This window comes from Allokutzneria albata (assembly GCF_900103775.1).
Lineage (GTDB): Bacteria > Actinomycetota > Actinomycetes > Mycobacteriales > Pseudonocardiaceae > Allokutzneria > Allokutzneria albata.
This window is the reverse complement of record NZ_LT629701.1, coordinates 1,310,877-1,335,364: the sequence shown is the minus strand read 5'-3', so window position 1 is coordinate 1,335,364 and position 24,488 is coordinate 1,310,877. Positions and strand designations below refer to the sequence as shown.

Genomic DNA, 24,488 nt, shown 5'->3' with positions numbered 1-24,488 from the left:
CTCAATGCGGACAAGCTTTGCGGTCAGGTTGTTGCCGCTGCGACGAGGACCGAGCGCAGGGTCGCGGCGAAAGCGGCCGGGTGGGTGGCGGCGCCCCCGTGGCCGCCGGGAAACTCCACGGGGTCGGCGCGGAGGTGCTCGGCCAGCGCGCGAGCGCACTCGTGGTCGGTCAGCCCGGCGCTGGTGGCACCGACCCCGACGGTGATCCGGGAGGCGGTCCGGCGCAGCGCGTCCAGGTCGAGGTGGTGGCCGCGGACGCCGGGGAAATCGTTGGCGAGGAAGGACATCAGGTCGCTGACCTGATGCGGGTCGGGCTTCCGGGGCGCCTGCCCCGGGGTGAGGTCCGCCCCGATCAGAGCGAACAACTTCGGCAACGCGGCACCGGGACCGTGCGCGCGGAAGGCTCCCTCGACGTCCTCGTGTGCTCTGATCGCCTCAGCGCGGCGGGCCTCGGGCAACACGCGCAGCGCGGGTGGCTCGTGCGCGAGGAGGTGGCGAAGCTTGTCGGGGTGACGCGCCGCCAGGTCCAGGCCCACCACCGCGCCGATGCTGCACCCCAGCACGTACGCCGGTTCGTCGGTCAGCTCGGCGAGCAGGCGGGCGGCGTCGTCGGCGTGGTCGGAGATGGTGAATGGCCCGGACGAACTCGGGCTGCGGGACAGGCCGCGGCGGTCGTAGGTCACCACCGTGTAGTCGTCGATCAGGGCTTCGACCAGGCCCTCGGTGTGCTCGGCGTTGCCGAAGCCGCCCTGGACGATCAGCAGCAACGGGCCTTCGCCGCGGATCCGGCGGTGCAGCGGGGTGGTCACGGACGCCTCCTAAAACATCAGAACTGATACATCAGTCCAGATGTATCATGGGGGCGTGGACGGTCTAGCGCTCTTCCGCCTGGGGCGGACCCTCACCAAGCTCGGCGAGCAGGCGATTCCGCCGTCGTTGTTCCACCGGCTCCCGGCGAGCGTCCGGCTCGTGCTGGCCGACGTCATGGACAACCCCGACAGCTCGGTCAGCGAGATCACCCGCCGCACGGGCTTTCCGCAGAGCCACGTCTCGGCGGCGGTGGCGCGGCTGCGCGACGAGGGCGTCCTCGTCACCGATCATGATCCGAAGGACCGGCGCCGCACGTTGGTCCGCCCCCACGCGGACGTACCCGCCCGGGCCGCCCAGCGCGCATCCGTCCCGATCGACGACACCGTGGCGGCGGCACTGGGCACGGACGACCCGCGGGTGCTCACCGAAGTGCTGCAAGCACTCGAGACCTTGGCCCGCAGATTCCCACCTCACGCATGACCTCCCAGGAGCACGCCATGCCCGCCGCACGATTGGTCCTGCGCGCACCGGAGCCGGAGGACCTGCCCGAGGTGTTCGCGCTGTACTCGGACCCGCGCGTGTGGGGCCCGGACCCGTTGAGCCGTCACGACGACATCGACCAGACCGAGCGGATGATCGAGAACTGGCGCCGGGCGTGGCAGCGCGACGGCCTCGGCATGTGGATCGTCCGCAGCGCGGAACCGGTGCAGGACAACGACTTCGTCGGCGTCGGAGGCTGTTTCGTCCGCTACGGCGTCGCGTGGAACCTCGGCTTCCGCCTCGATCCCCGATGGTGGGGACAGGGCCACGCCCAGGAGATCAGCGCGGCAGCGATCGCGCAGGCCCGCGTACTGCGACCGGACCTGCCCGTGACCGCCTACGTGCTCGACGGCAACGACCGGTCCCGCCGCGCCGTCGAACGCCTGGGCCTCACCCACGTGTGGCGGGGACCGGACGCGGGCAACCCAGACCCTGCTGCGATCCGGCTCCTGTTCAGCGACCGACCGCTGTCATCGCGCGTTCAGGACGCCCTGACCGAACGCTGAGCGCCAGGACGACCGCGATCAGCACGATCGAGGTGATCACCGCCTGCTGCATGCCGTACCGGAAGAACACGCTGCCCAGCAGGGCGACTCCGGCGGTCGCGCCGAGCTGCTGCACCGCGTTGAGCAGACCGGACGCCGAGCCGGTTTCGTGCGGGGCGACACCGGACAGGGCGTTGCCGAAGAACGGCACGGTGAACACGCCCAGGCCGATCCCGGTCGCGAGCAGCGGCGCCGCTGTGAGCGACACGGTGAGCCCTGCCAGACCGACCAGCACGAGCCCCAGACCGACGCGCATCACCTTCGCCCCGAAGCGGGGCGCGAGCACCGCACCGGCGGTCCACGAGCCGATCGCAAGCCCGGCCGACCAGGGCAGGAGCGCGAGCGCGGCGCCGGATGGGTCTTGCCCTGGGTGAGCTGGAGGAACAGCACGAGCACGAACAGCAGGCCGTTCATCACCGCGAAGAACAGCAGCGAACTGACCAGCGACAGGGCGAACCCCCTGCCCCGGAACAAGCCCGGTTCGACGAGCGCGTCGGTCCGGCCGCGCTGGTGACGAGCGAACGCCACCAGCGTCGCGAGACCGAGTGCCGTGCAGAGCCACGTCCACGCGGCCCGGCCAACCTGCTCGCGAAGGTCGTGTGCCGCGACGTCGACGCGCTCTACACCTGCCTGACCGACCGTGTCGCGACGATCGAGGCGATCGAGCACCTGGAGACCGCTCCGGTGATCAGCACCCTCAAGCGCGCGGCGACCGTTCCGCTCAGCGCCACGAAGGCAGCCACAGCTCCGCGTCCCAGCGGGCGTGGGTGATGGAGTCACCGTTCAGGATCGGCCACAGCCACACGAAGTCGGCCACCACGAGTCCGACGTAGAGGGACACCACGAGCAGACCGGTCCCGCGTCTCTCGAATCCGGCGCAGGCCTTGCCGAGGATCTGCCCGAGCGGCAACACGAGGCCGAGAACCAGGAACGCCGAGGTCGGCGTCATGTAGAAGAAGTACATCTGGCGGTCGAGGTTGACGAACCACGGCAGCAGTCCGGCCAGGTAGGCCACGAGCACTGCCGCGTACCGCCAGTCCAGCCGGGCGGTCATCCGCCACAGGCTCCAGCCGATCATCGGCAACGCCGGCCACCACATCGCCGGAGTACCGATCAGCATCGTCGCGCTCACGCAGGACGACTCGCCGCAGCCCGTGGTCGTGCCGTCCCAGTGGTAGAGCATCGGGCGCAGGCCCATCGGCCACGTCCAGGGCTTGGACTCCCACTGGTGCTGCTGCCCCGGGGTCGTCACCAGGTGTTCGTGGAAGTCCAGCACGTTCGCCGAGTAGCCCCACAGCGATCGCAACGCGGGCGGGAAGACGAACTGCCACGAGTCCACCAGGTGCCGGTCCACGCCGGTCTCGCTCGCGAACCACGCCCACCAGCACCCCAGGTACACCAGGACCGGGACGACCACCAGCGCCCACAGGCCGAGGACGAGATCCCTCCGCAGCGCGCCGGACCAGGGGTGGCGCACACCGGCCGCCCGCCGGGCCGAGCCGTCCCAGACGACCATCATCAGGCCGAAGGCCGCGATCCAGTACAGGCCGCTCCACTTCGTCGCGCACGCCAGGCCGAGCGAGACGCCGCACAGGAAGCGGTACCAGCGAAAGCCCAGCCGGGGACCGCGGCCGGAGTCGTTCACCCAGCCCTCGCGCACCGCGACGGCCAGGCGGTCGCGGACCTGGTCGCGGTCGGCCAGCAGGAACACGAACGCGGCCAGCACGAAGAACGCGAGGACGATGTCCAGCATCGCCATCCGGCTCATCACGTGCAGCACGCCGTCGCAGATCAGCAGCAGCCCGGCGATCGCGCCGAGCAGGGTGGACCTGGTCAGCCGACGCGCGATCCGGATGATCATCAGGATCATCAGCGTGCCCAGCAGGGCCGGGACGAACCGCCACCCCCAGCCGGTGTACCCGAAGAGCCACTCGCCGAGCGCGATCAGCTGCTTGCCCAGCGGCGGGTGGACCGTGAACTCGTAGCCAGGGTTGTCCTCGTACCCGCCGTTGCGCAGCATCTGCCACGCCTGCACGGCGTAGTACTTCTCGTCGAAGACCGGTGTGCCGTTGTGCGTGGGATGACCCAGGTTCTGCAGCCGGACGGCACCGCCGACGACCGTGAGCACGATCGTGATGACCCAGGAGCGCACCCGGTCCGCGGGCATCGGCCGACCCGCCAGGCCAGTTTCCCGATCGGCGCCCGGCGACAAGGTGACGGCTGCCTCCGCTCGTTCGTCCGCTTCACGGTCAGCCTCGGTCACGACGGTCGGCACGGCACCGATCGTAGGACCGGCCCTGACTGCGATGACGAGCCGACGCAGCGAGGCCGTTCTCGCACTCATTGCAAGACACCGCGGCGTGCGCTACCGTGCACTCACTATTGCAATGCTTGCAATAGTGGGGCCGGAGAGGCGGCGTGCTCGTGGAACCAGTGGACGTCCTCAGCACCGCGACGGCCGCACTGCACGTCGCGGACGACCTGGTGACCAGCCGGTACCGGTTCGGCGCTCGGCTGGTGAAGCCGTTTCCCTTGCAGGGCGAGGTGTTGGAGCCGAGCGCGCCGCGTCGACGTCGAGGGCGTCGACGTGATCGCCGTGCGCGGCGGGCTCGTGCGCGCGTTCGGCACCGTGCTGCGCAGACCGTGCACCCACCTGCATTGGGCGGGCGCTGAAACCGCGGCCGCGTTCCAGACCACGATGGACGGTGCCGTCCGCGCGGGCGAACGAGCCGCCGATGAAGTGCTCGTCCAGCTGTCCGCACCGACGACACAGGAACCCGATCATGCCGCAGACACCTGACCAGACCGAAGCCGCGCACATCGTCGAACGGTTCACCGAAGCGTGGAGCAGGATGGACCCGGACGCGTTCACCCCGCTGTTCCGCCCCGACGTCCGCCTGATCCACCCGATGGACCGCAACACCCGCGGCATCGACGAGGCGCGGGAGTTCATGCGCCGGACGATGGCGCTGATCCCCGACCTGCGCTACGACGTCCACGGCTGGGCGCACGGCTCGGGCCACGTGCTGATCTGGGGCCGCCTGCACGGCACCCTCGGCGGTCGTCCGGTCGAATGGCCGCTCGTGGACAAGATCGTGCTCCAGGACGGGCTGATCGCCGAGCGCGTCGCGTACTTCGACTCCATGGACGTCATCACCGCCGTGCTCCGCCGTCCGCGATCCTGGTTGACCTACCTCTCGACGCGGCTCCGCAGCTGAGGGAGATGCGGTCGGTGCGGCTCGACGGTGCCCAGCTGGCCTACGCCGACCTGGGCGACCCCGCCGCCGAGCCGATCGTGCTGCTGCGCGGCTACCCGGCCAACCACCGCTCCTGGCGCTTCGACTACGACACCGAGGTGGAGCGCGTCGGGCGCGCCCTGGACGCGCTCGGCATCGACGCGGGCAACCTGTTCGGGCACGACTACGGCGGCTTCCTCGCGCTCAGCTCCGCCCAACGGCATCCTCCCCGCGCGCAGGCGTCAGCGGCAGATTCCTTGCCCTGCAACACCTTCTGCCCCGCAGCGAATGACTACTCCCTAGGCATCAGGCACGCGGGCCGAGGAACAGGCCGCCAGTCGCGTCGATGACCTGACCGGTGACCCAGCGCCCCGCGTCGGAGACGAGGAACGCGACGACGTCGGCGACGTCCTCGGGCGCGCCGAGCCGGCCGAGCGCGGTCGCTGCGGTGATCAGCTCGGTGAGGCCCGGCGCTTCGAAGAGCGCGGCGTTGGTCGCCGTGCGGGTGGCGCCGGGCGCAACCGCGTTCACCGTGATCCCCCGAGCCCCCAGCTCAGCGGCCAAGGTCCTGCTCATCGTCTCGACCGCCCCCTTCGTCATGGCGAAGGACGTCTGCGCGGGGTTGGCCATCCGCGTCGCCACGGAGGAGATCGTGACGATGCGGCCACCATCGCGCAGCAGCGGCAGGGCTCGCTGGACGATGAAGTACGGAGCTCGCACGTTCACGGCGAAGAGATGGTCGAACTCCTCGCGCGTCGTGGTGCCGATCGGGCCTGCCGGTGGTGCCGCGGCGTTGTTGACGAGGAGGTCGAGCGGCCGCCCGGCCAGGACGGCCTCGACCCCCGCGAAGAGCTTCTCCGTGTCGCCGTCCACGCCGAGCCGCGCCTCGACGGCGAACGCGGTGCCGCCGCGGTGCCGGATCTGCTCGACGGTCGCCTTCGCTCCCTCCTCGTCGGCCCCGAAATGCGCGATGACCGCCGCTCCGTCCTTCGCGAGTCGCATCGCGATCGCCCGCCCGATGCCGCGCGAAGCACCGGTGACGAGTGCCGTCCTGTCGGTCAGATCGCTCATGACCACCCTTAGGTGTTAGTTTCTACCGAATTGGTAGTGACTATCAGGACGGTAGTCTCTCTCACGTGAACTTGCGAGCGCAACGGCGATTCGAGACGCAGCGGGCCATCCAGGCGCATGCGGTGCGGCTGTTCACCGAGCGCGGCTACGACGCGACGACGGTGGCGGGGGTGGCCGAGGCCGCGGGGGTCTCCCCCATGACCGTGTACCGGCACTTCCCCACCAAGGAGGACCTCGTCCTCGTCGACCAGCACAGCGAACTGGTGGCCGAGCGGGTCGCCGCATCCCCACCGGGGCAACCGCTGGCGCACCGCATCGGCACCGCGCTCGTCGAGTCGGCCTCCGCCCTGACCGGCGACTCCCAGGAGCAGTTCCTGCTCGCGCGACTGGAGCTCATGATCTCCACACCGGCCCTGCGCGCCAGGCACCTCGACAACCACTACGCGCTGCAGCAGGCGATCGTCACCGCCCTCGGCGACGACGCCACCGATCCCTTCCTCGCAAAGGCGACGGCCAGCGCCTGCCTCGCCGTCATGCACACGGCACTGGTCCGATGGGCCGAGGAGGATGGCCGGCCGCACCTGCCCGACCTGATCGCCGGCGCGCTGGCAGCCGCATTCGGGGACCCGACTCCACCCCGCTGAGCCCGCCGGCGCCGACGCCCTGCTCGCCGCCGAGCCGGATGTGGACATCCCGGTGAACAACACAGGGCCGCCCCCGGCCTCGCCCTCATCGCCCCCGCGACCGAGGTGCCCCCGACCCGGGGTTTCCGGACCGCGCAACGCGGCTGACCTGGAGCTATACCAGCGGCTATTTTCTATTATGCCAATTGACACAACGCACTGCGGCTGGCTAGCGTCCTCCCGTGGCTGAAGCCAAGAAGCGAGGACGCCCGCGCAAGGACCCCACGACGCTGGCGCGCTGGACACCTCCGGAGGGGTGGTCGCGCCTGGTCGCCTGGCTCTCCCCGGAGGAGAAGAAGGCGCTCAAACGCGTGGCGGTCGAAGCCGACGTGCCGGTCGCGGACCTGGTTCGAGCGCTCGCCGGTGGGCTGGCGAGCGGAGTCATCACGCACGAGGAACTGATCGGGCATGTGGCGAAAGGAAAACTGGTCATGGAGAAGATCCCCACGCTGTTCGAACGTGACGATCGCTTCCAGGTCGTCGACCGGCCGAGGGCCGAGTGCGCCTGGGTGTTCGACGGGGCCGGTGTCGGCACCGAGAAACTCGACGGCACCAACGTCCGCCTGACCGTGCGGTCCGGGCACCTGGTCCGTGTCGAGAAGCGGCGCAACCCGGGCAAAGCGCAGAAGCAGCAAGGCATTCTGGATGGCTGGTACGTCGACACCGACGAGGGATCGGCCGAGGACAAGTGGATTCTCGCCGCGGCGCGCAACACCGACGTCGCGCAGTGGCCGGACGGCGAGCACGCGTGCGAGGCGCTGGGGCCGCGCATCCAGGGAAATCCCCTCGCCCTGGACGACCACCTGTGCCTGCCCTTCAACTTCCAGGCGCCGACCGTGCCCGACGTGCCGCGCAGCTACCAAGGCCTTCGGGACTTCCTCAGCACGATGGAGAGCAAGTTCTCCCCAGGGCACCTCGCGGAGGGAATCGTCTTCCACCACCCCGACGGGCGCCGGGCCAAGATCAAGCGCAAGGACTTCCCGAAGATCGCCGCGGGCGCGTAGGCCGCCTCGTCACGAGCCGATCTCCTCGGCCAGCTCGACGATGATCCCCTCGGGGCCGCGCACGTAGCAGAGCCGGACAACGCCTTCGTGGTCGTGGATCTTCCCGATCCTGGTCGCACCCTTGGCCGCCAGTGCGCCGAGAACGCCGTCCAGGTCCTCGACGACGAAGGCGAGGTGGCGGATGCCCAGCCGGTTCGCCGCCGCCTCCCGCACTCCCCGGTCGTCGGCGGGCGAATGGAACTTGATCAGCTCGAGCTTGCCGGTGCCGTCGGGCGCGCTCACGAAGACGACGTCCGTGTGGACGTCCTCCAGCCCGATGATCCCGCCGATCCAGTCACCCCGCATCGACATCGCGCCCGCCTTCTCCAGACCGAGGCCGAGGAAGAACTCCGTAGCCGCGTCGAGGTCTTCGACGACGACTCCGATGTGGTCGAGGCGTCGCACCGTGCTCATGGCGGTTCTCCTTCGTCGTGGCGCGGTCCGTCGTGGCCGCTCGCACCCCTGGGACGGAGCCGGTCCCGCGTTCTCGACAAGTCGTCCAGCGGCGTTCGGCCGCCGAGCGGCTGAAGAAGACGGACAACCTCCCGCGTGGTCGCCCGTCTTCTGGGTACTGGATCCGCACGGCCAAAGGTTCGTCCCGATGTCCAGGCGGGTGCGTCGAGGCGTACCGGTCCCGCATCCGGTCGTGGCGAGCATCGGTGGCGCGGTCGAGGTGCTCCGCGATGGCCGTGGATCTTCCCTCCTACTTGCCGATCTCGTAGCGCACGAGCGCGAGGCCGTTGTCGAAGCCGGTGGCCTCGACCAGCTTCATCTCGTGGCGATCCGCGAAAACGCGCGTTCCCGTGCCGCGTGAGACCGGGCAGACCATCATCCGGACCTCGTCGACGACACCGGCGCCCAGCAGGGAGTGCATGAGCTTCAGGCTCCCCCACAACCAGATGTCCCTGCCGCCCTGCTCCTTGAGCTCCCGGACGGTGGCAACCGGGTCGCGCGTCACGGTCGCGGCGGGAAAGCCGCCCCAGGGCGCCTCGTCCAGTTTCGACGAGGCGACGAACTTGGTGAGGTTGTTGAGCTTCTCGCCGTACTCGCCCTGCTCCTCGGCGTGCGGCCAGTAGTCCTTGGACTGGGCGTAGGTGTTCGCGCCGAGGACCATCGTGTCGACCGAGTCGATGAACCCCATCACGCTCGCCCTGAACGCGGGGTCGGTCTTCTCGGAGAAGGGCTCCCCGGACACGAAGCTGAGCCCGCCGTCCTCCTCCGCGGCGATGTTGTCGACGGTGACCCACTGCTGGACGATGAGCTTTCGCATGGCTGTCCTTCCGGTACGGGGTGACGGCCACGTCGGCCGCATCCGCCCCTGGGACGGAGCCGCCACGACGATCTCGACATCCCGGCTACGACTTTCGCCGAGAGTTTCCGTACGCGGCGGGGAGAGCGGTTCGGTCTCGGGTGTTGCGGTGGAACACGATCAGGCCGAGAGCGGACAGGACCGCGAACCAGGTGAGCTGCAGTGCCAGGTGCGAGTACGGGACGACGGAGGAGAACCCGGCGGCCGAGGCCGTCTGCATCGCGCCGTAGGTGGGCAGCATCGAGATGAGGTCATTGCCGGCCGCGTGGTTGGCGATCGGGTTCTGCAGCCCGACGTCCACGATGCTGATCATGAGGACGAGGAACATGCCTTCCAGTTCGCCGCGGACCGAGGTGGCGAGCAGCACGCCGAAGGCGCCGTAGGTCATGGCGGCGAGCAGCAGGGCGAGGGCGAGCAGCCACGTCCGTCGCTGGTCCCAGAACAGGGTCATCAGCGCGGCGGTGTAGCAGGCGATCACGGTGGACAGCGCGACCAGCACGCAGGTCTTGGCGGCCACGAGGTGGCCGCGCGGGAACCCGGCGAGGGCTAGCCTGCGGTCGAAGGCGCCGGATCTGAAGGTGACCGTGAACATCATGAAGCCGACGATCTGGGTGACCGCGTTGATGGCGCCGGTGATCTGGGTGAGCTCGTTGCCCTGCGCCCACACGGTGTCGCCCGCGGCGCGCAGGACGAACCCGACGCGGTGGCCGGGAAGGATGAAGTAGATCGCGGTCAGCCAGAACGGCAGGTAGAGGGCGATCAGCCACAGGGCGAGGTGGTTGCGGGCGTGTTCGATCACCGCCATGCGGGTCGCGGTCCGGAAGTGCATCTAGCGGTGGCCTTCGGTGAGTGCGGGATCGGGGTCGAGCACACCGGCGGTGAGCTGGTGCAGCGTGTCGAGGCGATCCTTGTCGTGGGCGAGGTGGGAGATCACCAGCACGGAACGCCCGCGGGCGCGCAGTAGCCGGGCCAGATCCCAGAAGCGGAGATAGGTGTCCCAGTCGAAGCCCTGGTAGGGCTCGTCGAGCAGCAGCAGGTCCGGGTCGTGCATGAGCGCGAGGGTGAGGTTGAGCTTCTGCCGGGTGCCGCCGCTGAGCGTGCCGACGCGATCATGGCGGTACTGGGCGAAGTTCAGCACCTCCATCAGCTCCTCGGCGTAGCGCAGATCACCGAGCCGGTAAGCGACCTGGAAGAACCGGAGGTGCTGGGCCACGGTGAACGCCTCGTTGAGCACGACCTGCTGAGGGCAGTACCCCAGGCGGCCGGTGCGGTCGACGACGCCGCCGGTGGGGGTCAGGTCGCCGGAGAGGATGCGCAGCAACGTGGTCTTGCCCGCCCCGTTCTCCCCGACCACGCCCACCAGCGCACCGTCCGGGACGTCGAAGGTGACCCCGCGCAGCACCTCGCGTATGCCGTAGGAATGCCGTACTTCCTTCACCCGCAAGGACATGCGGCTCCTCAGTGGATCCGGTCGACGGCGGTGACCGCCAGTTCCAGGAGCCGGTCGGGCCGGGGAACCCCGGCCAGCGCCGCGCGGGCGTGCTCGACGCAGTCCCAGGCGCGCTGCGCGGCCTGTTCGGCGCCACCGGTCCGGATCACGATGTCGCGCACCTCGCGATACGCGGTGACCGTGTCGACGTCGTCGCGGAACACCTCGGCGAGCCGTTGGCGGTCGGCGTCGGTGCCGGCCTCGTGCGCGAGCAGGACCGGCACCGTCGGCAGCCGGTTGGCGACATCGCTCTGCGCCGCCTTGCCGGTGATGTCCTCGTCGGCGGTGTAGGGCAGCAGGTCGTCGCGGATCTGGAAGGCGATGCCGAGCTGTTCCCCGTACCGGCGCAGGGCTTCGGCCTGCTCGGGGGTCGCACCGCCCAGGATCGCCCCGCCCTGGCAGGCGGCGCTGATCAACGCGGCGGTCTTGCCGCGGATCACCTCCAAGGCCGTGGACACCCCGCAGGACAGGTCCTCGCGGATCTCGGTCTCGCGCATCATGGCGCGGCACATGTGCCGCATGGCGTCGACCACCACCCGCGAGGCCGCCAGGGCGCGGTCGGCCGGACCGCGGCTGAGCATCGCGGCGTGCCCGGCCATCGACAACCCGTCCCCGGCGAGCAGGGCCTCGGAGATGCCGAACTGCTCGGACGTCGACGCCCGGCCGCGCCGCACCGGCTCCTGGTCGACGATGTCGTCGTGCACCACGCTCGCCACGTGCAGGCACTCGATGCCCGCGGCGAAGGCCAGCACCTGCTCGACCTCGCCGCCGACCGCCGCCGCCGACTCCAGGCACAGGATGGGGCGCAGCAGCTTCCCGGAGGGGAACAAGGCGTCCAGGCACACCAGTTCCATCAGGTTCTCGCCGGGCCCGATCCACCGGCGCAGCTCGGCCTCGATGAGCGGGACCAGGACGTCCTGGTTTTCGGGGACCACGACGGACATGAAGCGCTTCTCCTGTTTCAGCACGGGATGGTGGAACGCCAGACCGGCAGCCAGATGTCCAACCGGTCGGCAAGGCGCGCCCGGGAAGCGCGCTCCAGCACGGCGGGACCGTCGGCCAGCACCTCGCGCAGCATCAGGTCGCAGTGCGCCGCGAACGCACCCGGCAGCGGGCTGTCGGTGTGGCGCTGCTGTTCGGCGACGAGGGCGGGCATGCGGCTGGTGATGCGCTCCACCTCGAACTCGAGGAGATCGGCCATGCCGGGAGTCCACCGCCGCGCCTTGACGTCCTCGGCGCGGACCCCGAACCGGTCGAGATCGGCCAACGGCAGGTACATCCGCCCGTCACCGAGATCATCGGCGAGGTCGGCCAGCTGATCCATGAACTGGGCCAGCTCACCGTACTCGTAGAGCACCGGCTCCAGCTCACGCGCGACCTCGAGCCCCTCAAGCAAGGTCATCATGCCGACCATCGCGCCACCGGAGGACAGCCTCGCCCACTGCCGCAACTCCTCGTACGTCGCGAACTCGACGAAGCCGATGTCCCGCCGCATCGCCGCGAACATGTGCCTCAACACCGTGTCCGGCAGGCGGAACGTCCCGAACGTCGAGGCCACCGCGTGCAGGACCGGATCGCCGGACCCACCCGACGCGACCGCGGCGAGCACCGCCTCGACGTACTCGTCGAACCGTCGCTTGCGCTGATCGACGGATCCGGTGTCGGCGCGCCTGTCGGCTTCGGCCGACACCGCAGCCATCGCGGCGACGTGCGGACGTACCGCAGCAGGGACCGACCTCAGCCCCCACCACCGGACGTTGCCGCCATCCAGGTCCGCGGCGTCGCGAACGCAACGCGTGTAGCACTGCCGCAGCACAGGATCGTGGATTCCCGCCGCATCCAGCCACCGCCGCACCCACACGTGCCCACCCCTCGCCCAGACAGCCGCCCGACCCTAATCGATCTTGTAAGGATCGTGTTATCACCCGATGGGGGATCGAACCCGCAGGACGGGAACCCGATCAACCCCTTGCACCGCAAAGGTTCCGCATGCACCAAGCCCGGAAAGCCCCTTCACGGCGACATCGGCGCCGCAGGAGAAGCGCTCCCGGCGGAGATCCCCATCGCCACCTTGGCATTTGCCGAAGACGACACCGAGTTCCGGGGTTCGGCCACGGCCTGGTGCGTCTCCAGCCTCGTGGGCACAGCCGCCGAGCGACCCGCCGGTCTCAGCCCGAGGCGCTCGCTGCTTCGCCGTGCTGGGCGAGGGCGTCTTCGACGGTGTCGTGGACGACGATCGCGGCCGTGACACCCATCAACGCCAACGGCCGCATGATCGCGCTGTGCCTGCCGGCGAAGCGCAGGTCCCGCCCCGTGTCGCGGTAGGCCATGTACTCCCGCAGCAGCGCGCCCAGACACGCCGAATCGAGAAAGTCGACCCCGGACAGGTCGAGCACCACCACCGGCGCCTTCGTCACCGAGATCGCGGCCAGACGCCGCCGCAGCTCCGGGAAAGCAGCGACATCCAGCGCCCCGCCCAGCCTGAGCACGACGACCTTCCCGCGCCGGTCCACCGTGAACGAACACATCTCGGGCTCGGTCATGAGCGCCTCACCGTCGCCCACAGGACACGGCGGGCGCGGGTGGGTAGCCGCCGAACATGCCGACCGCACAAGGAAATCGATGCTAGCAGCGGGTGCGGCGGGCGGCCCGAGCCCAAGCGACCGGGGGTGCCGGGGCTCGGGCTCGGGATCAGGTGCCGGTGATGGGGATGCGGCGGGGCCTGGCCGTGTCGTTCTTCGGCGCCCGCACCGTGAGCACGCCCTCGGACAGACCGGCCTTGATCTTGTCGGCGTCCACGTCGTGCGGCGGCGTCACCTGGTAGCGGAACTGCCCGGTGCGACGGGTGCGGTGGCGGAACAGGCCCTGCCGTTGCTTCGTCCTCAGCTCACCGTTGATCACCAGCTCGCTGCCGTGCAGGTCGATGGCCCCGGTCGTGCACCTCGGCCAACGGTACGACTCGGCCGCCGTCATCGACTCGCGACCGGAACTTCCGTCCACAGTGGACCTGGCGGTGGTACCGGACGGGTCGCCGGGTTCGCGAGTGCCTCACGCCTGGGTCGACGGGGTCTCCACGCTCGACCTGGTCGCGTCCCGATGGGCCCCGCTCGTGGGCACCGCGGGCGACCGGTGGCTCACCACCGCGGCGCACGTCGGCCTACCGGCGCACCGGATCTCCGCACCGTGGCTGTCCGACGGCGGAGCCCTGCTCGTACGACCGGACGCGATCGTCGCGATGCGGGCCGCCGCACCGGTCCCCGACCCGACGCAGTTCCTCACCGACGTCCTGGACCGGGTTCTGGCGAGGCCGGTCGCGGTGCCGAGCACCTGACCCGCTAGACCACGCACCGGCCGGGTCGCGGCGGCAGGACTCGCTGACGTGGCAAGGAGTTCCTGGCCCGGGCATGCGCCGCGGAGGGGAATGCGGGTCGGCCTCGCGGCGTTGACACCATCGCAGCCCGTTCCGGGCCAGGGTGACGCCGCTCGCCGTGTCGAGTCCGCAGGTCACCCTCCACGTTCCTACCCCGCCACCCGGCCTCGTCGGGCCGCTCAGTGGCGTCCGAGCGATGAGGAGACGGCCATGTCGATGGCAGTGGACGGCGGCCGCCCGGTGCGCACCCGCGCGGCCGGGCAGGAGTGGGCACCGGAGGCCGACCTGGTCGGCCACTACCTCCGCGAGGTCGGGTCGACTCCGCTGCTCACCGCCGAACAGGAGGTGGCGCTGGCCCGGCGGATCGAAGCGGGCGTCTACGCCGCCGAGCTGGTGCGCCGCGCCGACGAGGGCGAGAGCCCGCCGTTGCCCGCCGAACGGCGCCGGGACCTGCGAGCCGTCGCCGAGGACGGCCGCCGGGCGAAGGACCACATGGTCCAGGCGAACCTGCGCCTGGTCGTCGCGGTGGCCAGGAAGCACGCCCGGCGCGGGCTGCCGTTCCTGGACGTCGTGCAGGAGGGCAACCTCGGCCTGATCCGCGCCGTGGAGAAGTTCGACTACACCAAGGGGTTCAAGTTCTCCACCTACGCCGTGTGGTGGATCCGCCAGGCGATCGAGCGGGGTGTGGCCGAGCAGTCCAGGACCATCCGGGTGCCCGTGCACGCCGTCGAGGCGCTGTCGCGGCTGCGCAAGGCAGAACAACGGCTGCGACTGGACGACGACCGCGACCCGACCGCCGAGGAGCTGTCCGAGGCCACCGGGATACCGGTGGCTCGCGTGGTCGAGCTGCGCTCGGCGGACCGGTCGGTGATCAGCCTGCACGCGCCGGTCGGCGACGGTGGCGGGGGCTGCGTGGGCGACCTGATCGAGGACACCGACGGCGTCCAGGCGCACGAGGTCGTCGAGCACCGGGAGGTCGCCGAGCAGCTGCGTGCCCTGGTCGACACGCTGCCCGAGCGCGAGGCCCGGATCGTGAGCAGGCGCTACGGCCTGTTCGACGGGCGTGCGCACACCCTCCAGGAGGTGGCCGACGAGCTCGGCCTGACCCGCGAGCGCATCCGGCAGCTGGAGAAGCAGTCCCTGCGGCTGCTGCGCGATCCCGAGCGCAACAAGGCGTTGCTCGCCTAGGGCTTGGGGACGGCGACCACGCCGACGTCGAGCACCCGGTTCACGCCAGCCTCGACGGTGAAGATCTCGCTCTTTCCGTAGCGGTACCAGGCGTCCTCGGTGGTGGGCACGATGTCGGAGTCCGTGGTGTCGCTCCCGACGTCGGGCGTGGTGAACCGCCAGGAGGACTTGGACAGGTGCACCTCGGCCTGGAACCGCTTGGCGGCCAGGTCCTCCCAGTAGGTGCCGTCGACGGAGTTGGAGAAGCCTTCCAGGTCCTCGTCGTCCACCGAACGGAAGGACACGCCGATGCTGTTGATCGTGGGCTCGCCGGGATCGCGCACGCCGTTGGCGTTGAGGTCGTGCCAGATCTGCCCCTTGACCACGCCCTTGCCGACGAAGCGGATCGACTTCTCGGAGCGGTTGTTACCGGTGACCGACTCCGCTGAGCTGGTGGTGACCGACGCGGTCGCGATGACCGAGGACCCGATCGGCGCGTCGTAGCTCACCCCGGCGGTGAAGCGGAAGTGGAAGGGGGTCGCGCCCGGCCGCAACGGCCCGATGTGCTGGCAGGTCGCGGTCGCGCCCTGGCTCTCGCAGTTCCACTCCGAGGACGTCTCGGTGCTGATGACCTGCAGGTACTGCGGCAAGGCGAAGGTGAACCGGACGTTGTCCGCCGCGACCGTGCCGAGGTTGCGAACGTTGGCCTCCACCGACGTCCACCCGCCCGGCGGCAGGATGTTCCGCGCCGCGGAGACCTCGATGGTGACGTCCGCATCGGCCCCCCGAGCCGTCGCGGTTCCCGCCAGCGCGGTCGTCAGCGCGACGGAAGTGATCATCATGGCGCCCAGAACTCTCAACGTGTCCCCCCAGTGAGCTTGTGGGGTGGATGCTAGGGAGCGGGGAGTGCGCGATGGGACCGCTTAAAGAAAGTGGAACCTGCCGCGATGGTCAGGGCAACGCGGAATCGGCCTTGGTGCCGACCAACAACACGGGACTGGTCACGCGGCCGCGGCAACGAGTTCGAGTGCCGACTTCTTCTTACCGCGCCCGCTCAGCGCCGACCGCTCACGCACGGCACAGCCGCAAGAGAAGCGCGGTCAGCACGTCCGGTTGTCGTACCACGCGTCGTAGAAGTCAGGCCAGACACCGAGCAGCGTGAGGCCGGGGCCGACGCACTGGAAGGTGTTGTCGCCGATGAAGCGGTCGATCCGGATCCGGACATTGCCGCTGCCACAGTGGTTGTACCAGGCCTGAACAGCCGGTGTGCCCTTCGGGTCGAAGCCGCACTTCTCCAGCTTCGCGATGTCGCCAACCGGGGCGATTCTGCGCGTGTTGTCGCGCCTCGTTCCCTGCGACGTGAACGAGGTCGTTCTCGTTGGTTGCCGGCTGAAAACAACGACGCGGCGGATCTCCGCGAAGCGACCGGAGCTAGGAGCGGTAGCCCGGGTGCACACCCGCGGTGAGGCCCTGCTGCTCGACGATCAGCCCGAGCAGTTCGATCAGCCGCGCGCGCTGTTCCGCGTCGAGGGCCGCGCAGATGTCGTCCTCGTGCGCGGCGCCGAGCGAGCGCATCCGGCCGAGCACGCGGCCGCCCTCTTCGGTCAGGTGCAGCTCGTAGTTCCTGCGGTCCTCCGTACTGCGCCGACGTTCGACGAGCCCCTGCCGGTCGAGCTGGTCGACCAGGGCGGTGACCCTGCTGGGAACGACGCCGAGGTGGTCGGCGAGCGCGCGCTGGCTGAGCCCGGGGTCGGTGCCGATCATCCGCAGCAGCCCGATGTCGGACGGGGAGAGCCCGAGTTCGCCGATCCGTTCCGCGAAGCGGTTGGCGGCGTGCGCCCCGAGCTGGGCGAGCAGGAAGGCCGCTCCGCCCCGGTGATTGCGTGATGTCGTCACGAGGGCTACCGTACCGCCCATGAATCATTCACACCCGTGAATCATTTGACTTTGGAATATTTGAGCAGACGGGAGAGTTCACGTGACGACATCCACCCCCGGCCTCGCCGGGAAGGTCGCCCTGGTCACGGGCGGCTCACGCGGGATCGGCGCGGCGACCTGCCGCGCGCTGGCGGCCCTCGGGGCCGCGGTCGCGGTCAACGGACGTGACGAGTACGCGATCGCCTCGGTCGTCGCGTCGGTCACCCAGCGGGGCGGCCGCGCGCTCGCCGTCCCGGCCGACGTGACCGACGCGGCGGCCCTGGCGGAGGTGCGTGCGATCGTCGAGAACGAGCTGGGGCCCGTGGAGGTCCTCGCGCCCTTCGCCGGGGGCGACGGCAGGCCGACGCCGACCGCGCAGCTGGCACCCGAGCGGTGGCGCGCGGTGCTGGAATCCGATCTGACGTCGGTTTTCCTTACAGTGCACGAATTCCTGCCGCGCATGATCGAGCGTCGCGCGGGCTCGATCGTGTTGATGTCCTCCACCGCCGGGAGGTCCCCGTCCCCGGCGAACGCGGCCTACGCGGCGGCCAAGGCCGGTGTGGTGATGTTCGCCAAGCACCTGGCGGCCGAGGTAGGGCGCGATGGCGTGCGGGTCAACTGCCTCGCTCCCTCCGCCGTGCTCAACGACAGGATGCGCCGAGCGCTGCCGGCGGAAGAGTTGGCGCGGATGGCCGAGGCGTTCCCGCTCGGCAGGCTCGGCGACGCCGAGGACGTCGCGCAGGCGGTGCTCTACCTCGTCTCCCCCGCTGCGTCCTGGGTCACCGGTGCGACGCTGGACCTCACCGGTGGGCGGGTGATCGTGTGATCAGCCGGCGCCACACACCCCAGGGCGGTCCGCCGCTCGGAGTTCTCGCGGTCGTGTTCACGGTCCTGTTCGTCGCCGGGCTCGTGCTGAGCATCGTCGTCGGCGGCGGAGACGTGTTCCCCTCGCCGTTCGGCCCGGAGGCCGACAGCCTCGCCTACTTCCGCGATCACCGGTCCGCCGTGGCGGTGAGCGCGTTCTTCCAGTTCGCCACCGCGTTCCCCCTGGCCATCTACACGGCCACCGCGCACGCGCGGCTGCACCGGCTCGGCATCCGCGCGCCGGGTGCGACCATCGCGTTGGCGGGCGGGCTGCTCGCCTCGGTGTTCATGGCGCTCTCGGGACTGCTGTGCTGGGTGCTGTCCCGGCCGGGCATCTCCGAAGAGCCCGTTCCGGTGCGACTGCTGCACACCCTCTCCCTCGGCACCGGCGGCCCCGGGCACGTCGTGCCGCTCGGACTGCTCGTCGCGGGCATCAGCGTGCCGGGGCTGCTCGCCGGACTGCTGCCGAAGTGGCTGAGCGTGGCCGGGCTCGTCATCGCCGGACTCGCCCAGCTGTCCACGCTCACCCTGCTCGTCGAGGGTGCCGCCTACCTGCTCCCGATCGCCCGGTTCACCGGGATGATCTGGCTGGTCGTCGCCGGATTCCTGCTGCCGCTCACCCGCGCACGGGCAGGAAGAACGCCTTGATGTCGGCGCTGAGCAGGTCGGGGACCTCCATCGCCGGGAAGTGCCCGCCGCGGTCGAACTCCGACCAGTGCTCGACGTGCCCTGCCGGGTCGACGAGGGACCGGATGGTGTCGTCCCCGGCGAAGACGGCGTAGCCGGTGCGGGCGGCGGGTGGCGCGGACGCGTGCTCCTGCTGCGCCGCGGCCATCTGCCGGTAGACCTGCATGCCCTCGTAGACGGCATGGGCGGAGGAGGCTCCCGCCCCGGTGAACCAGAAGAGGCTGACAGCGGTGAGCAACCGGTCCCGCGACACCGCGTCCTCGGGCAGCTTGGCGGCGGGGTCGGTCCACTCGCGGAACTTCTCCACGATCCACGCCAGCTGGCCGATCGGCGAGTCGTTCAGCGAGTAGCCCAGCGTCTGCGGGCGCGTGGCCTGGATGTGCAGGTAGCCGAGCCCGTCCTGCTGCACGTGGTTGAAGTGCTCGGCGCGGCGCCGGTCGGCCTCGCCGAGCCCGGTCGGGTCGATGGGCGGGCCGAACGGCAGCGACGGCGACGTTCCGGTGAGGTGGACGCCCAGCACCCGCCCGGGGGCGACCATCGGCAGGATGAGCGAGACGCCGGAGCCGGCGTCGGTGCCGTGCACGCCGTAGCGCTCGTAGCCGAGCCTGGCCATCAGCTCCGCCCAGGCCGTGGCGACGCGGAAGAGGTTTCCCCAGCCCTCGTCGGCGACGGGGGTGGAGAAGCCGTAGCCCGGCAGCGTCGGGACGACGAGGTGGAAGTCGGCGCTGAGCGGCTCGATCAGGTCGACGAACTCCACGAAGCTGCTGGGCCAGCCGTGGGTGAGGATCAGCGGCACGGCGTCGGGGTTGGCGGAGCGCACGTGCAGGAAGTGGATGTCCTGACCGTCGATCGTGGTCACGAACTGCGGGATCTCGTTGAGCGCGGCTTCCTGCGCGCGCCAGTCGAACCCGGTGGCCCAGTACTCGGCCAGGGTGCGGAGGTAGCTCGTGGGCACGCCCCGGCTCCAGTCCTCCCCGGAGGGGTGCTGCGGCCAGCGGGCGCGGGCGAGCCGCTGGCGGAGGTCGTCCAGGTCGGCCTCGGAGACGGCGATGCGGAAGGGGCGGATCTCGGTGTCTGCGGTCATGTCGGCAAAGCTAGGAGGCATTGCGGCAAGGATCGTTCCGCGATCGCGCGCATACTTCTCGCATGACCACGGCAGCCCGGCTCCTCCGCCTCCTCGCCCTGTTGCAGCAGCGACGCGACTGGACGGGGGCCCAGCTCGCCGAACGCCTCGGGGTCTCCGGCCGCACGATCCGCAACGACGTGGAGCGGTTGCGGTCGCTGGACTACCCGATCGAGGCGACACCGGGCGCCGCGGGCGGCTACCGGCTGGGCGTGGGGGCTTCGCTGCCGCCGCTGCTGCTCGACGACGAGGAGGCGATCGCGACCGCCGTGAGCCTGCGCGTGGCGGCGGGCGCGGGGGTGGCCGGAATGGCGGAGTCCTCGCTGCGCGCGCTCGCGAAGCTGGAGCGGATGCTGCCGAGCAGGCTCCGCGAGCGCGTCTCCGTGGTGCACGGCGCGACGCTCTCGCTCCCCCGCAGCGGTCCGGTGATCGACACGGAGGTGCTGACCGCCGTCGCCGACGCGATCCGTGCGCGCGAGACGCTGCGCTTCGACTACCGCTCGTTCGACGGCACACCGAGCAGGCGCTCAGCCGAACCGCATCGGCTCGTGCACACGCGGGGGCGGTGGTACCTCGTCGCGTGGGACACCGAACGCCGCGACTGGCGGATGTTCCGCGCTGACCGGATCAGCCCGCGTGTCCCCAACGGTGCCCGCTTCTCCGTGCGGGAAGCGCCGAGCGGCGGTCTCGCGGAGTACGTCGAGCGGAGCCTCGGCGCGGCGGTGTGGCGCTACCGCGTGGCGGTCACCGTGCACGCCTCCGCCGAGCACGTCTCAGCGCGGCTGCCGGACTGGGTGGTGGTGGAGCCGGTGGACGAGGCGAGCTGCCGAATCTTCGTCGGCTCCGACAACCCGGAGATGCTCGCGCTGTGGCTGGGCATGCTCGACGCGGACTTCGACTTCGACCGCGCCGCCCACCCCGAACTGGTCGACCGCCTCGCCCAGGTCGCCGACCGCTTCCACCGCTTGGCCCGCAGCACCTAGGCGACCACCGCCTGAGCGACGGCCCGGATCTCCACGAGCGCCCCCTCGGTGATCAACTCGCTGACCCCGATCGCCGTCCACGCCGGATACGGCTCGCGCAGGAACCGGTCCTTCACTTCGAGGAAGCTGTCGAGATGGCGGCGCAGTCCCACGTGGTACGTGGTGATCTCGACGACGTGTTCGAACCCGAGCCCGGCCTCGCGGAGGTAGAGCCCCAAGTGGTTGAACGCCGCCTCGATCTGCGTCCGCGGATCGGCGGAGACGCTGCCGTCCGGCTGTGTGCCGGTCACTCCGGAGAACAGCACCAGGCCGTTCACCCTGACGCCGTGTGAATACCGCAGCGCGGCTGCGTTCCCGGCGCGTTCCGGGGCGACGATGTGCTCCATCACGCCACCATATCCACCTGGCGCCGCCCGCCCGGAGATCACGAGCGCGCGATGCGGAACCCCACGTCGTCGATCCGGAGGCTCGGATGACTGCGCCGGCGCACCGACGCCCGACAGCTCCAGTGCTCGTCGGCCCACCCACCACCACGGAGCACCCGGTAGGTGCCGTACACCTCGGCGTCGTAGACGTCCCAGCACCAGTCCCACACGTTGCCCAGCATGTCGTGCAGGCCCCAGGCGTTGGGTTGCTTGCCGCCGGCAGGACGGATCCGCCCGCCCGAGTTGCCCTGGTACCAGGCAATCTCGTCGAGCTCGCCGTATCGCGGGCCCGTGGTGCCCGCACGACAGGCGTGCTCCCATTCAGCCTCGGTCGGCAGCCGGTACCCGTCCGCCGAGGTGTCCCACTCCGGTACCTCAGCGTCCGCATCGAGCCGGTACGCGCGCTTGAGCCCCTCACGATCGGACAACGCGTTGCAGAACTGGACCGCGTCCCACCACGAGACGCCCTCAACGGGCAGCCGGTCGCCTGGTGCACTGCTCGGCCGCTGACCGGTCACCTGCGCGTACCACGACTGCGTGACCGGGAACGCCGACAGCTGGAACGGCGCGACCTCGACCGACCAACTCCTCTGCGTCCGCCGGTCCGACAGAGCCACCCGTCCCGACGGAACGGCGACCATGTCGTTCCCCGCACCCGTGTCCACAATGGACGAGCCTACCGATCAGCTGAGGTGTTCACGTTCCGTCAGTAGACGACCGTGAAGCGGCGCTGCACGAACCGCGGCGACTCCGCCTCGGCCGTGCGCTCCCCGGGGGCGAGCCGCCGCGGTCAGGTCAGCGCTTCGCGGTGACGGCGGTGATGAGGGCGATGAGCTGGCGCCGGAAGTTGCTGTAGTCCTCGACGGCGCCGAGCAGGACGTCCGAGTCGTGTTCCTCCCGCCGGGCGGCGGCCAGGGCACGGCGGCCCGCCGCGGTGGCTTTCACCAGGGTGCGCCGACGATCCCGGGGATCGGGCCTGCGGATGACGTGCCCCGCCCGGTCGAGGTGGTCGACCGTGCGGCTCATCGTCTGGTCGGTGACCCGGCACAGACCGGCGAGCTCCCGCTGCGACCGGGGGCCGTCCGCGAGGTGGTGCAGCGTGATCAGCCCGGCATGGGTCAGCCCGCGCGTGGCGAGGAACTCGTCGAACCGCTTCTCGACGGCGCGCGCCGCGACGGAGAGCAGCCTGCCGGTCGGCCAGGAGGCGACGTCCGCCTCGACCTGGCCCGGGCGGTTCGCGACCTCCAGCCCGTCTCCCTCTGCCATGGCGCCATCATCCCAGACCGCCGGGACGCCGCGGACCCGACACCGACCCGCGGGGCGGGAGTTTGTTCAGCGTGCTGATCGTCTGCATAATGCTCAGCGTGCTGAACGATTCGCGGCGCCCGGCGCAGGTGACCCTGCTGTGCGGCGTGCTGGGAAGCGCGGTGCTCACCGGGCTCGTGTGGCTGCTCGGACAGCGCCTGCACGGCGTCGCGCTGCTGCCCGATCAGGGTGCTTCTTGGTACTACTGGAAGTTGCCCGACCCCACGCTGTGGACGAGGGCGTCGGCGTGGCTGGGGTACGCGGCCCACCAGCTCGTGTCGTGGTGGCTGATCTACTACGCGCAGACGCGGGTGCGCCGGTACACGACCGGCCTGCACCCGGTCAATCTCGTGGCTCTCGCGCTCAACGGGGCGTTCATCGCGTTGCACGAAGTGCAGACGCAAGTGTTCTACGACGGCCTCGCGCAGGACGTGTCGATCTTCAGCTCACAAGGCTCGGTCGTGCTGCTGCTGGTGTTCGTGCTGTTGATGGAAAACCGCCGCCGGGGCCTGCTGCTCACGTGGCCCGCCCCGATCTCCGCCGAAGTGGTGCGCTTCGCCCGCCGATACCACGGCTACCTGTTCAGCTGGGCCGCGATCTACACGTTCTGGTACCACCCGATGGAATCCACCAGCGGTCACCTCATCGGCTTCTTCTACATGTTCCTGCTGATCCTGCAGAGCAGCCTCATGTTCACGGCCGCGCACACCAACCGCTGGTGGACACTGACCCTCGAAGTGCTCGTGGCCGTCCACGGGACGTTGGTCGCCGTGATGAACTCAGGACCGGACGGGATGTGGCCGATGTTCCTCTTCGGCTTCGTCGCGGTCTTCGTGCTCACCCAGATGCACGGTGTCGGGCTCACCGCGGCAGCGCGGTGGTGGATCACCGGCGCGTTCGCCGCCACGACGGTCCTGGTGTACTCCTGGCGCGGCTTCGACAAGATCGGCGAGATCATCCGGATTCCCGCAGTCGAGTACCTGCTCGTCGCTGTCCTCGCTCTCCTGGTGTGGGCGGTCGCCCGGACGACTCAGGCGATACGCCGGTGACCCGCGTCCTGCTGCACCGCCTGCCACCGCTGGCGTGCGTCGCCGTTCCCCTCGTGCTGCTGATCAGCGACTGGGGACCGTTGACCGCAGCCCATCCCGCGCACATCGCCGTCTTGGCGGCTGTGTTGGTCCTCGGGGGCGTTGCGGCAGCGCGGAAGAAACCCCTGTCGTTGTGGCTCACGACCCCCCTGACCGTCGTCTTGCTCGTACCGCTGGTGTACCTGCGGCCCTTCGCCGCGACGGCGGTCCCCACGCTCGACGAGCGGGTGCGGGTGGTCGACACCGCGACGACAGTGGTGCTGCGACCGGAGGAACCGATCCGGGCCGGTTTCGTCTTCCACCCGGGAGCCCGTGTGGACCACCGCGCTTACCTGCCGCTGCTGCACCGCGTCGCGGCGCGCGGATTCCTGGTCGTCGTGGTCAAGGCACCCCTCGGCATGGCGCTGCTCAGCGGCGACGCGGCGCGCACGGTCCTGGCCGAACACCCCGCGGTGCCGGTCTGGGCGGTCGGTGGGCATTCGCTCGGCGGTGTCGTGGCCGCGCGGGACGCTTTCGCCGACAGCCGGATCCGTGGCTTGGTGTTGTGGGCCTCCTACCCGGTGGACGACCTGTCCGGCCGCATCGGGTTGTCGACGTGGTCGATCTCCGCCGAACACGACGCCCTCAGCACTCCGCGGGAGATCACCGCATCAGCCGCGTTGCTCCCGCCCGGCACGCGGTTCGAGGTGATCCCCGGCGCGGTCCACTCGTTCTTCGCCGACTACGGCGCCCAGCCCGGAGATGGTGTTCCCACCGTGCCGCGTGCCCGAGCGCAGACCGACATCGTGGAGAAGACCGTGGCCGCGTTGGCAGCGGTGACGTGACAGGGCAGC

At 70.3% G+C, this 24,488-nt stretch carries 34 protein-coding genes; 15 read left to right on the top strand and 19 right to left on the bottom strand.

What is annotated here, in order from left to right:
• Nucleotides 1–23 precede the first annotated feature (23 nt).
• Entirely contained in the window at nt 24–809 is a 786-nt protein-coding gene (locus tag BLT28_RS05785) for an alpha/beta fold hydrolase (RefSeq protein ID WP_052407936.1), read from the bottom strand.
• A gap of 55 nt (nt 810–864) precedes the next feature.
• Between BLT28_RS05785 and BLT28_RS05780 the strand changes: the two genes are divergently transcribed.
• On the top strand, nt 865–1,290 hold the full coding sequence (locus BLT28_RS05780) for a MarR family winged helix-turn-helix transcriptional regulator (RefSeq protein WP_043813380.1): 426 nt from the start codon (nt 865–867) through the stop codon (nt 1,288–1,290).
• Nucleotides 1,291–1,307: 17 nt separating this feature from the next.
• Entirely contained in the window at nt 1,308–1,856 is a 549-nt protein-coding gene (locus BLT28_RS05775) for a GNAT family N-acetyltransferase (RefSeq protein WP_030432406.1), read from the top strand.
• On the opposite strand, the gene BLT28_RS05770 is transcribed toward BLT28_RS05775, so the two are convergent.
• Entirely contained in the window at nt 1,804–2,151 is a 348-nt protein-coding gene (locus BLT28_RS05770; RefSeq protein WP_156051561.1) for a hypothetical protein, read from the bottom strand. The genes BLT28_RS05775 and BLT28_RS05770 overlap by 53 nt on opposite strands.
• 98 nt (nt 2,152–2,249) lie before the next feature.
• Here BLT28_RS05770 and BLT28_RS39845 point away from each other — a divergent pair, with 98 nt between their 5' ends.
• The gene (locus BLT28_RS39845) at nt 2,250–2,666 is read left to right on the top strand and encodes an Lrp/AsnC ligand binding domain-containing protein (RefSeq protein WP_156051559.1); all 417 of its coding nucleotides are present in this window, start codon (nt 2,250–2,252) and stop codon (nt 2,664–2,666) included.
• Here BLT28_RS39845 and BLT28_RS05760 read toward each other — a convergent pair.
• Nucleotides 2,617–4,170 carry a dolichyl-phosphate-mannose--protein mannosyltransferase gene (locus BLT28_RS05760; RefSeq protein WP_030432403.1) on the bottom strand — a complete coding sequence of 518 codons (1,554 nt, stop codon included), beginning with the start codon at nt 4,168–4,170 and terminating at the stop codon, nt 2,617–2,619. The two genes, BLT28_RS39845 and BLT28_RS05760, sit on opposite strands and share 50 nt — an antisense overlap.
• A gap of 312 nt (nt 4,171–4,482) precedes the next feature.
• Here BLT28_RS05760 and BLT28_RS39840 point away from each other — a divergent pair, with 312 nt between their 5' ends.
• The 3 genes from BLT28_RS39840 to BLT28_RS05750 are packed head-to-tail and all read left to right on the top strand — an operon-like array spanning nt 4,483 to nt 5,481.
• The gene (locus BLT28_RS39840) at nt 4,483–4,695 is read left to right on the top strand and encodes an FAD-dependent oxidoreductase (RefSeq protein WP_030432402.1); all 213 of its coding nucleotides are present in this window, start codon (nt 4,483–4,485) and stop codon (nt 4,693–4,695) included.
• Nucleotides 4,679–5,113, top strand: a complete 435-nt coding sequence (locus tag BLT28_RS05755; protein WP_052407935.1) for a nuclear transport factor 2 family protein — start codon at nt 4,679–4,681, stop codon at nt 5,111–5,113. The genes BLT28_RS39840 and BLT28_RS05755 overlap by 17 nt, the downstream gene beginning before the upstream one ends.
• A gap of 5 nt (nt 5,114–5,118) precedes the next feature.
• Nucleotides 5,119–5,481, top strand: a complete 363-nt coding sequence (locus BLT28_RS05750) for an alpha/beta fold hydrolase (RefSeq protein ID WP_030432400.1) — start codon at nt 5,119–5,121, stop codon at nt 5,479–5,481.
• Here the strand turns inward: BLT28_RS05750 and BLT28_RS05745 are convergent.
• Complete coding sequence (locus BLT28_RS05745) at nt 5,438–6,202, bottom strand: SDR family NAD(P)-dependent oxidoreductase (RefSeq protein ID WP_030432399.1); 765 nt, start codon at nt 6,200–6,202, stop codon at nt 5,438–5,440. The genes BLT28_RS05750 and BLT28_RS05745 overlap by 44 nt on opposite strands.
• 65 nt (nt 6,203–6,267) lie before the next feature.
• On the opposite strand from BLT28_RS05745, the gene BLT28_RS05740 reads away from it, so the two are divergent.
• Nucleotides 6,268–6,846: a TetR/AcrR family transcriptional regulator gene (locus BLT28_RS05740; RefSeq protein WP_030432398.1), complete on the top strand. Its 579-nt coding sequence runs from the start codon at nt 6,268–6,270 to the stop codon at nt 6,844–6,846.
• 221 nt (nt 6,847–7,067) lie between these two features.
• The gene (locus BLT28_RS05735) at nt 7,068–7,889 is read left to right on the top strand and encodes an RNA ligase family protein (RefSeq protein WP_030432397.1); all 822 of its coding nucleotides are present in this window, start codon (nt 7,068–7,070) and stop codon (nt 7,887–7,889) included.
• Nucleotides 7,890–7,898: 9 nt separating this feature from the next.
• On the opposite strand, the gene BLT28_RS05730 is transcribed toward BLT28_RS05735, so the two are convergent.
• From BLT28_RS05730 to BLT28_RS05695, 8 genes are all read right to left on the bottom strand, one after another.
• On the bottom strand, nt 7,899–8,342 hold the full coding sequence (locus BLT28_RS05730) for a VOC family protein (RefSeq protein WP_030432396.1): 444 nt from the start codon (nt 8,340–8,342) through the stop codon (nt 7,899–7,901).
• A 289-nt stretch (nt 8,343–8,631) separates the two neighbouring features.
• On the bottom strand, nt 8,632–9,198 hold the full coding sequence (locus BLT28_RS05725) for a dihydrofolate reductase family protein (RefSeq protein ID WP_030432395.1): 567 nt from the start codon (nt 9,196–9,198) through the stop codon (nt 8,632–8,634).
• 85 nt (nt 9,199–9,283) lie between these two features.
• Complete coding sequence (locus BLT28_RS05720; RefSeq protein WP_231950640.1) at nt 9,284–10,042, bottom strand: ABC transporter permease; 759 nt, start codon at nt 10,040–10,042, stop codon at nt 9,284–9,286.
• A gap of 24 nt (nt 10,043–10,066) precedes the next feature.
• Nucleotides 10,067–10,687: an ATP-binding cassette domain-containing protein gene (locus BLT28_RS05715; protein WP_030432393.1), complete on the bottom strand. Its 621-nt coding sequence runs from the start codon at nt 10,685–10,687 to the stop codon at nt 10,067–10,069.
• A gap of 8 nt (nt 10,688–10,695) precedes the next feature.
• The gene (locus tag BLT28_RS05710) at nt 10,696–11,670 is read right to left on the bottom strand and encodes a polyprenyl synthetase family protein (RefSeq protein WP_030432392.1); all 975 of its coding nucleotides are present in this window, start codon (nt 11,668–11,670) and stop codon (nt 10,696–10,698) included.
• A 17-nt stretch (nt 11,671–11,687) separates the two neighbouring features.
• Nucleotides 11,688–12,587: a phytoene/squalene synthase family protein gene (locus tag BLT28_RS05705; RefSeq protein WP_030432391.1), complete on the bottom strand. Its 900-nt coding sequence runs from the start codon at nt 12,585–12,587 to the stop codon at nt 11,688–11,690.
• Nucleotides 12,588–12,894: 307 nt separating this feature from the next.
• On the bottom strand, nt 12,895–13,269 hold the full coding sequence (locus BLT28_RS05700) for an STAS domain-containing protein (RefSeq protein ID WP_156051555.1): 375 nt from the start codon (nt 13,267–13,269) through the stop codon (nt 12,895–12,897).
• 148 nt (nt 13,270–13,417) lie between these two features.
• Nucleotides 13,418–13,726, bottom strand: a complete 309-nt coding sequence (locus BLT28_RS05695; RefSeq protein WP_052407932.1) for an Hsp20/alpha crystallin family protein — start codon at nt 13,724–13,726, stop codon at nt 13,418–13,420.
• On the opposite strand from BLT28_RS05695, the gene BLT28_RS05690 reads away from it, so the two are divergent.
• Together BLT28_RS05690 and BLT28_RS05685 are read left to right on the top strand one after the other, a co-directional pair.
• Nucleotides 13,650–14,057, top strand: coding sequence for an aromatic-ring hydroxylase C-terminal domain-containing protein (locus BLT28_RS05690; protein ID WP_407638795.1), 408 nt, complete (start codon nt 13,650–13,652; stop codon nt 14,055–14,057). The genes BLT28_RS05695 and BLT28_RS05690 overlap by 77 nt on opposite strands.
• Nucleotides 14,058–14,306: 249 nt before the next feature.
• Nucleotides 14,307–15,284: a sigma-70 family RNA polymerase sigma factor gene (locus BLT28_RS05685; protein WP_162184914.1), complete on the top strand. Its 978-nt coding sequence runs from the start codon at nt 14,307–14,309 to the stop codon at nt 15,282–15,284.
• Here the strand turns inward: BLT28_RS05685 and BLT28_RS05680 are convergent.
• The 3 genes from BLT28_RS05680 to BLT28_RS05670 form a co-directional block, all read right to left on the bottom strand.
• Nucleotides 15,281–16,105 carry an SdrD B-like domain-containing protein gene (locus BLT28_RS05680; RefSeq protein WP_030432386.1) on the bottom strand — a complete coding sequence of 275 codons (825 nt, stop codon included), beginning with the start codon at nt 16,103–16,105 and terminating at the stop codon, nt 15,281–15,283. The two genes, BLT28_RS05685 and BLT28_RS05680, sit on opposite strands and share 4 nt — an antisense overlap.
• A 258-nt stretch (nt 16,106–16,363) precedes the next feature.
• On the bottom strand, nt 16,364–16,720 hold the full coding sequence (locus BLT28_RS05675) for a DUF6355 family natural product biosynthesis protein (protein WP_052407931.1): 357 nt from the start codon (nt 16,718–16,720) through the stop codon (nt 16,364–16,366).
• Nucleotides 16,695–17,159, bottom strand: a complete 465-nt coding sequence (locus tag BLT28_RS05670; RefSeq protein WP_030432384.1) for a MarR family winged helix-turn-helix transcriptional regulator — start codon at nt 17,157–17,159, stop codon at nt 16,695–16,697. Before BLT28_RS05670 ends, BLT28_RS05675 begins: the two co-directional genes overlap by 26 nt.
• Nucleotides 17,160–17,241: 82 nt before the next feature.
• On the opposite strand from BLT28_RS05670, the gene BLT28_RS05665 reads away from it, so the two are divergent.
• Both BLT28_RS05665 and BLT28_RS05660 read left to right on the top strand, forming a co-directional pair.
• Nucleotides 17,242–18,006 (top strand): SDR family NAD(P)-dependent oxidoreductase, encoded by a 765-nt coding sequence (locus tag BLT28_RS05665; RefSeq protein WP_030432383.1) that lies wholly within the window; start codon nt 17,242–17,244, stop codon nt 18,004–18,006.
• Nucleotides 18,003–18,692: a hypothetical protein gene (locus tag BLT28_RS05660; RefSeq protein ID WP_030432382.1), complete on the top strand. Its 690-nt coding sequence runs from the start codon at nt 18,003–18,005 to the stop codon at nt 18,690–18,692. Before BLT28_RS05665 ends, BLT28_RS05660 begins: the two co-directional genes overlap by 4 nt.
• Here BLT28_RS05660 and BLT28_RS05655 read toward each other — a convergent pair.
• Complete coding sequence (locus BLT28_RS05655) at nt 18,661–19,815, bottom strand: epoxide hydrolase family protein (RefSeq protein ID WP_030432381.1); 1,155 nt, start codon at nt 19,813–19,815, stop codon at nt 18,661–18,663. The genes BLT28_RS05660 and BLT28_RS05655 overlap by 32 nt on opposite strands.
• 62 nt (nt 19,816–19,877) lie before the next feature.
• Here BLT28_RS05655 and BLT28_RS05650 point away from each other — a divergent pair, with 62 nt between their 5' ends.
• On the top strand, nt 19,878–20,837 hold the full coding sequence (locus BLT28_RS05650; protein ID WP_030432380.1) for a helix-turn-helix transcriptional regulator: 960 nt from the start codon (nt 19,878–19,880) through the stop codon (nt 20,835–20,837).
• Here the strand turns inward: BLT28_RS05650 and BLT28_RS05645 are convergent.
• The 3 genes from BLT28_RS05645 to BLT28_RS05635 all read right to left on the bottom strand — a co-directional run bounded on the left by BLT28_RS05645 (nt 20,834) and on the right by BLT28_RS05635 (nt 22,528).
• A complete protein-coding gene (locus BLT28_RS05645) occupies nt 20,834–21,223 on the bottom strand; it encodes a RidA family protein (RefSeq protein ID WP_030432379.1) in 390 nt (129 codons plus the stop codon). The two genes, BLT28_RS05650 and BLT28_RS05645, sit on opposite strands and share 4 nt — an antisense overlap.
• Nucleotides 21,224–21,261: 38 nt before the next feature.
• The gene (locus BLT28_RS05640) at nt 21,262–21,903 is read right to left on the bottom strand and encodes a formylglycine-generating enzyme family protein (RefSeq protein WP_030432378.1); all 642 of its coding nucleotides are present in this window, start codon (nt 21,901–21,903) and stop codon (nt 21,262–21,264) included.
• A gap of 154 nt (nt 21,904–22,057) precedes the next feature.
• Nucleotides 22,058–22,528 (bottom strand): MarR family winged helix-turn-helix transcriptional regulator, encoded by a 471-nt coding sequence (locus tag BLT28_RS05635; protein WP_052407929.1) that lies wholly within the window; start codon nt 22,526–22,528, stop codon nt 22,058–22,060.
• A 98-nt stretch (nt 22,529–22,626) separates the two neighbouring features.
• Between BLT28_RS05635 and BLT28_RS05630 the strand changes: the two genes are divergently transcribed.
• Nucleotides 22,627–23,616 carry a hypothetical protein gene (locus BLT28_RS05630; RefSeq protein ID WP_197683978.1) on the top strand — a complete coding sequence of 330 codons (990 nt, stop codon included), beginning with the start codon at nt 22,627–22,629 and terminating at the stop codon, nt 23,614–23,616.
• Nucleotides 23,613–24,479, top strand: a complete 867-nt coding sequence (locus tag BLT28_RS05625; protein ID WP_052407928.1) for an alpha/beta hydrolase — start codon at nt 23,613–23,615, stop codon at nt 24,477–24,479. Before BLT28_RS05630 ends, BLT28_RS05625 begins: the two co-directional genes overlap by 4 nt.
• Nucleotides 24,480–24,488 lie beyond the last annotated feature (9 nt).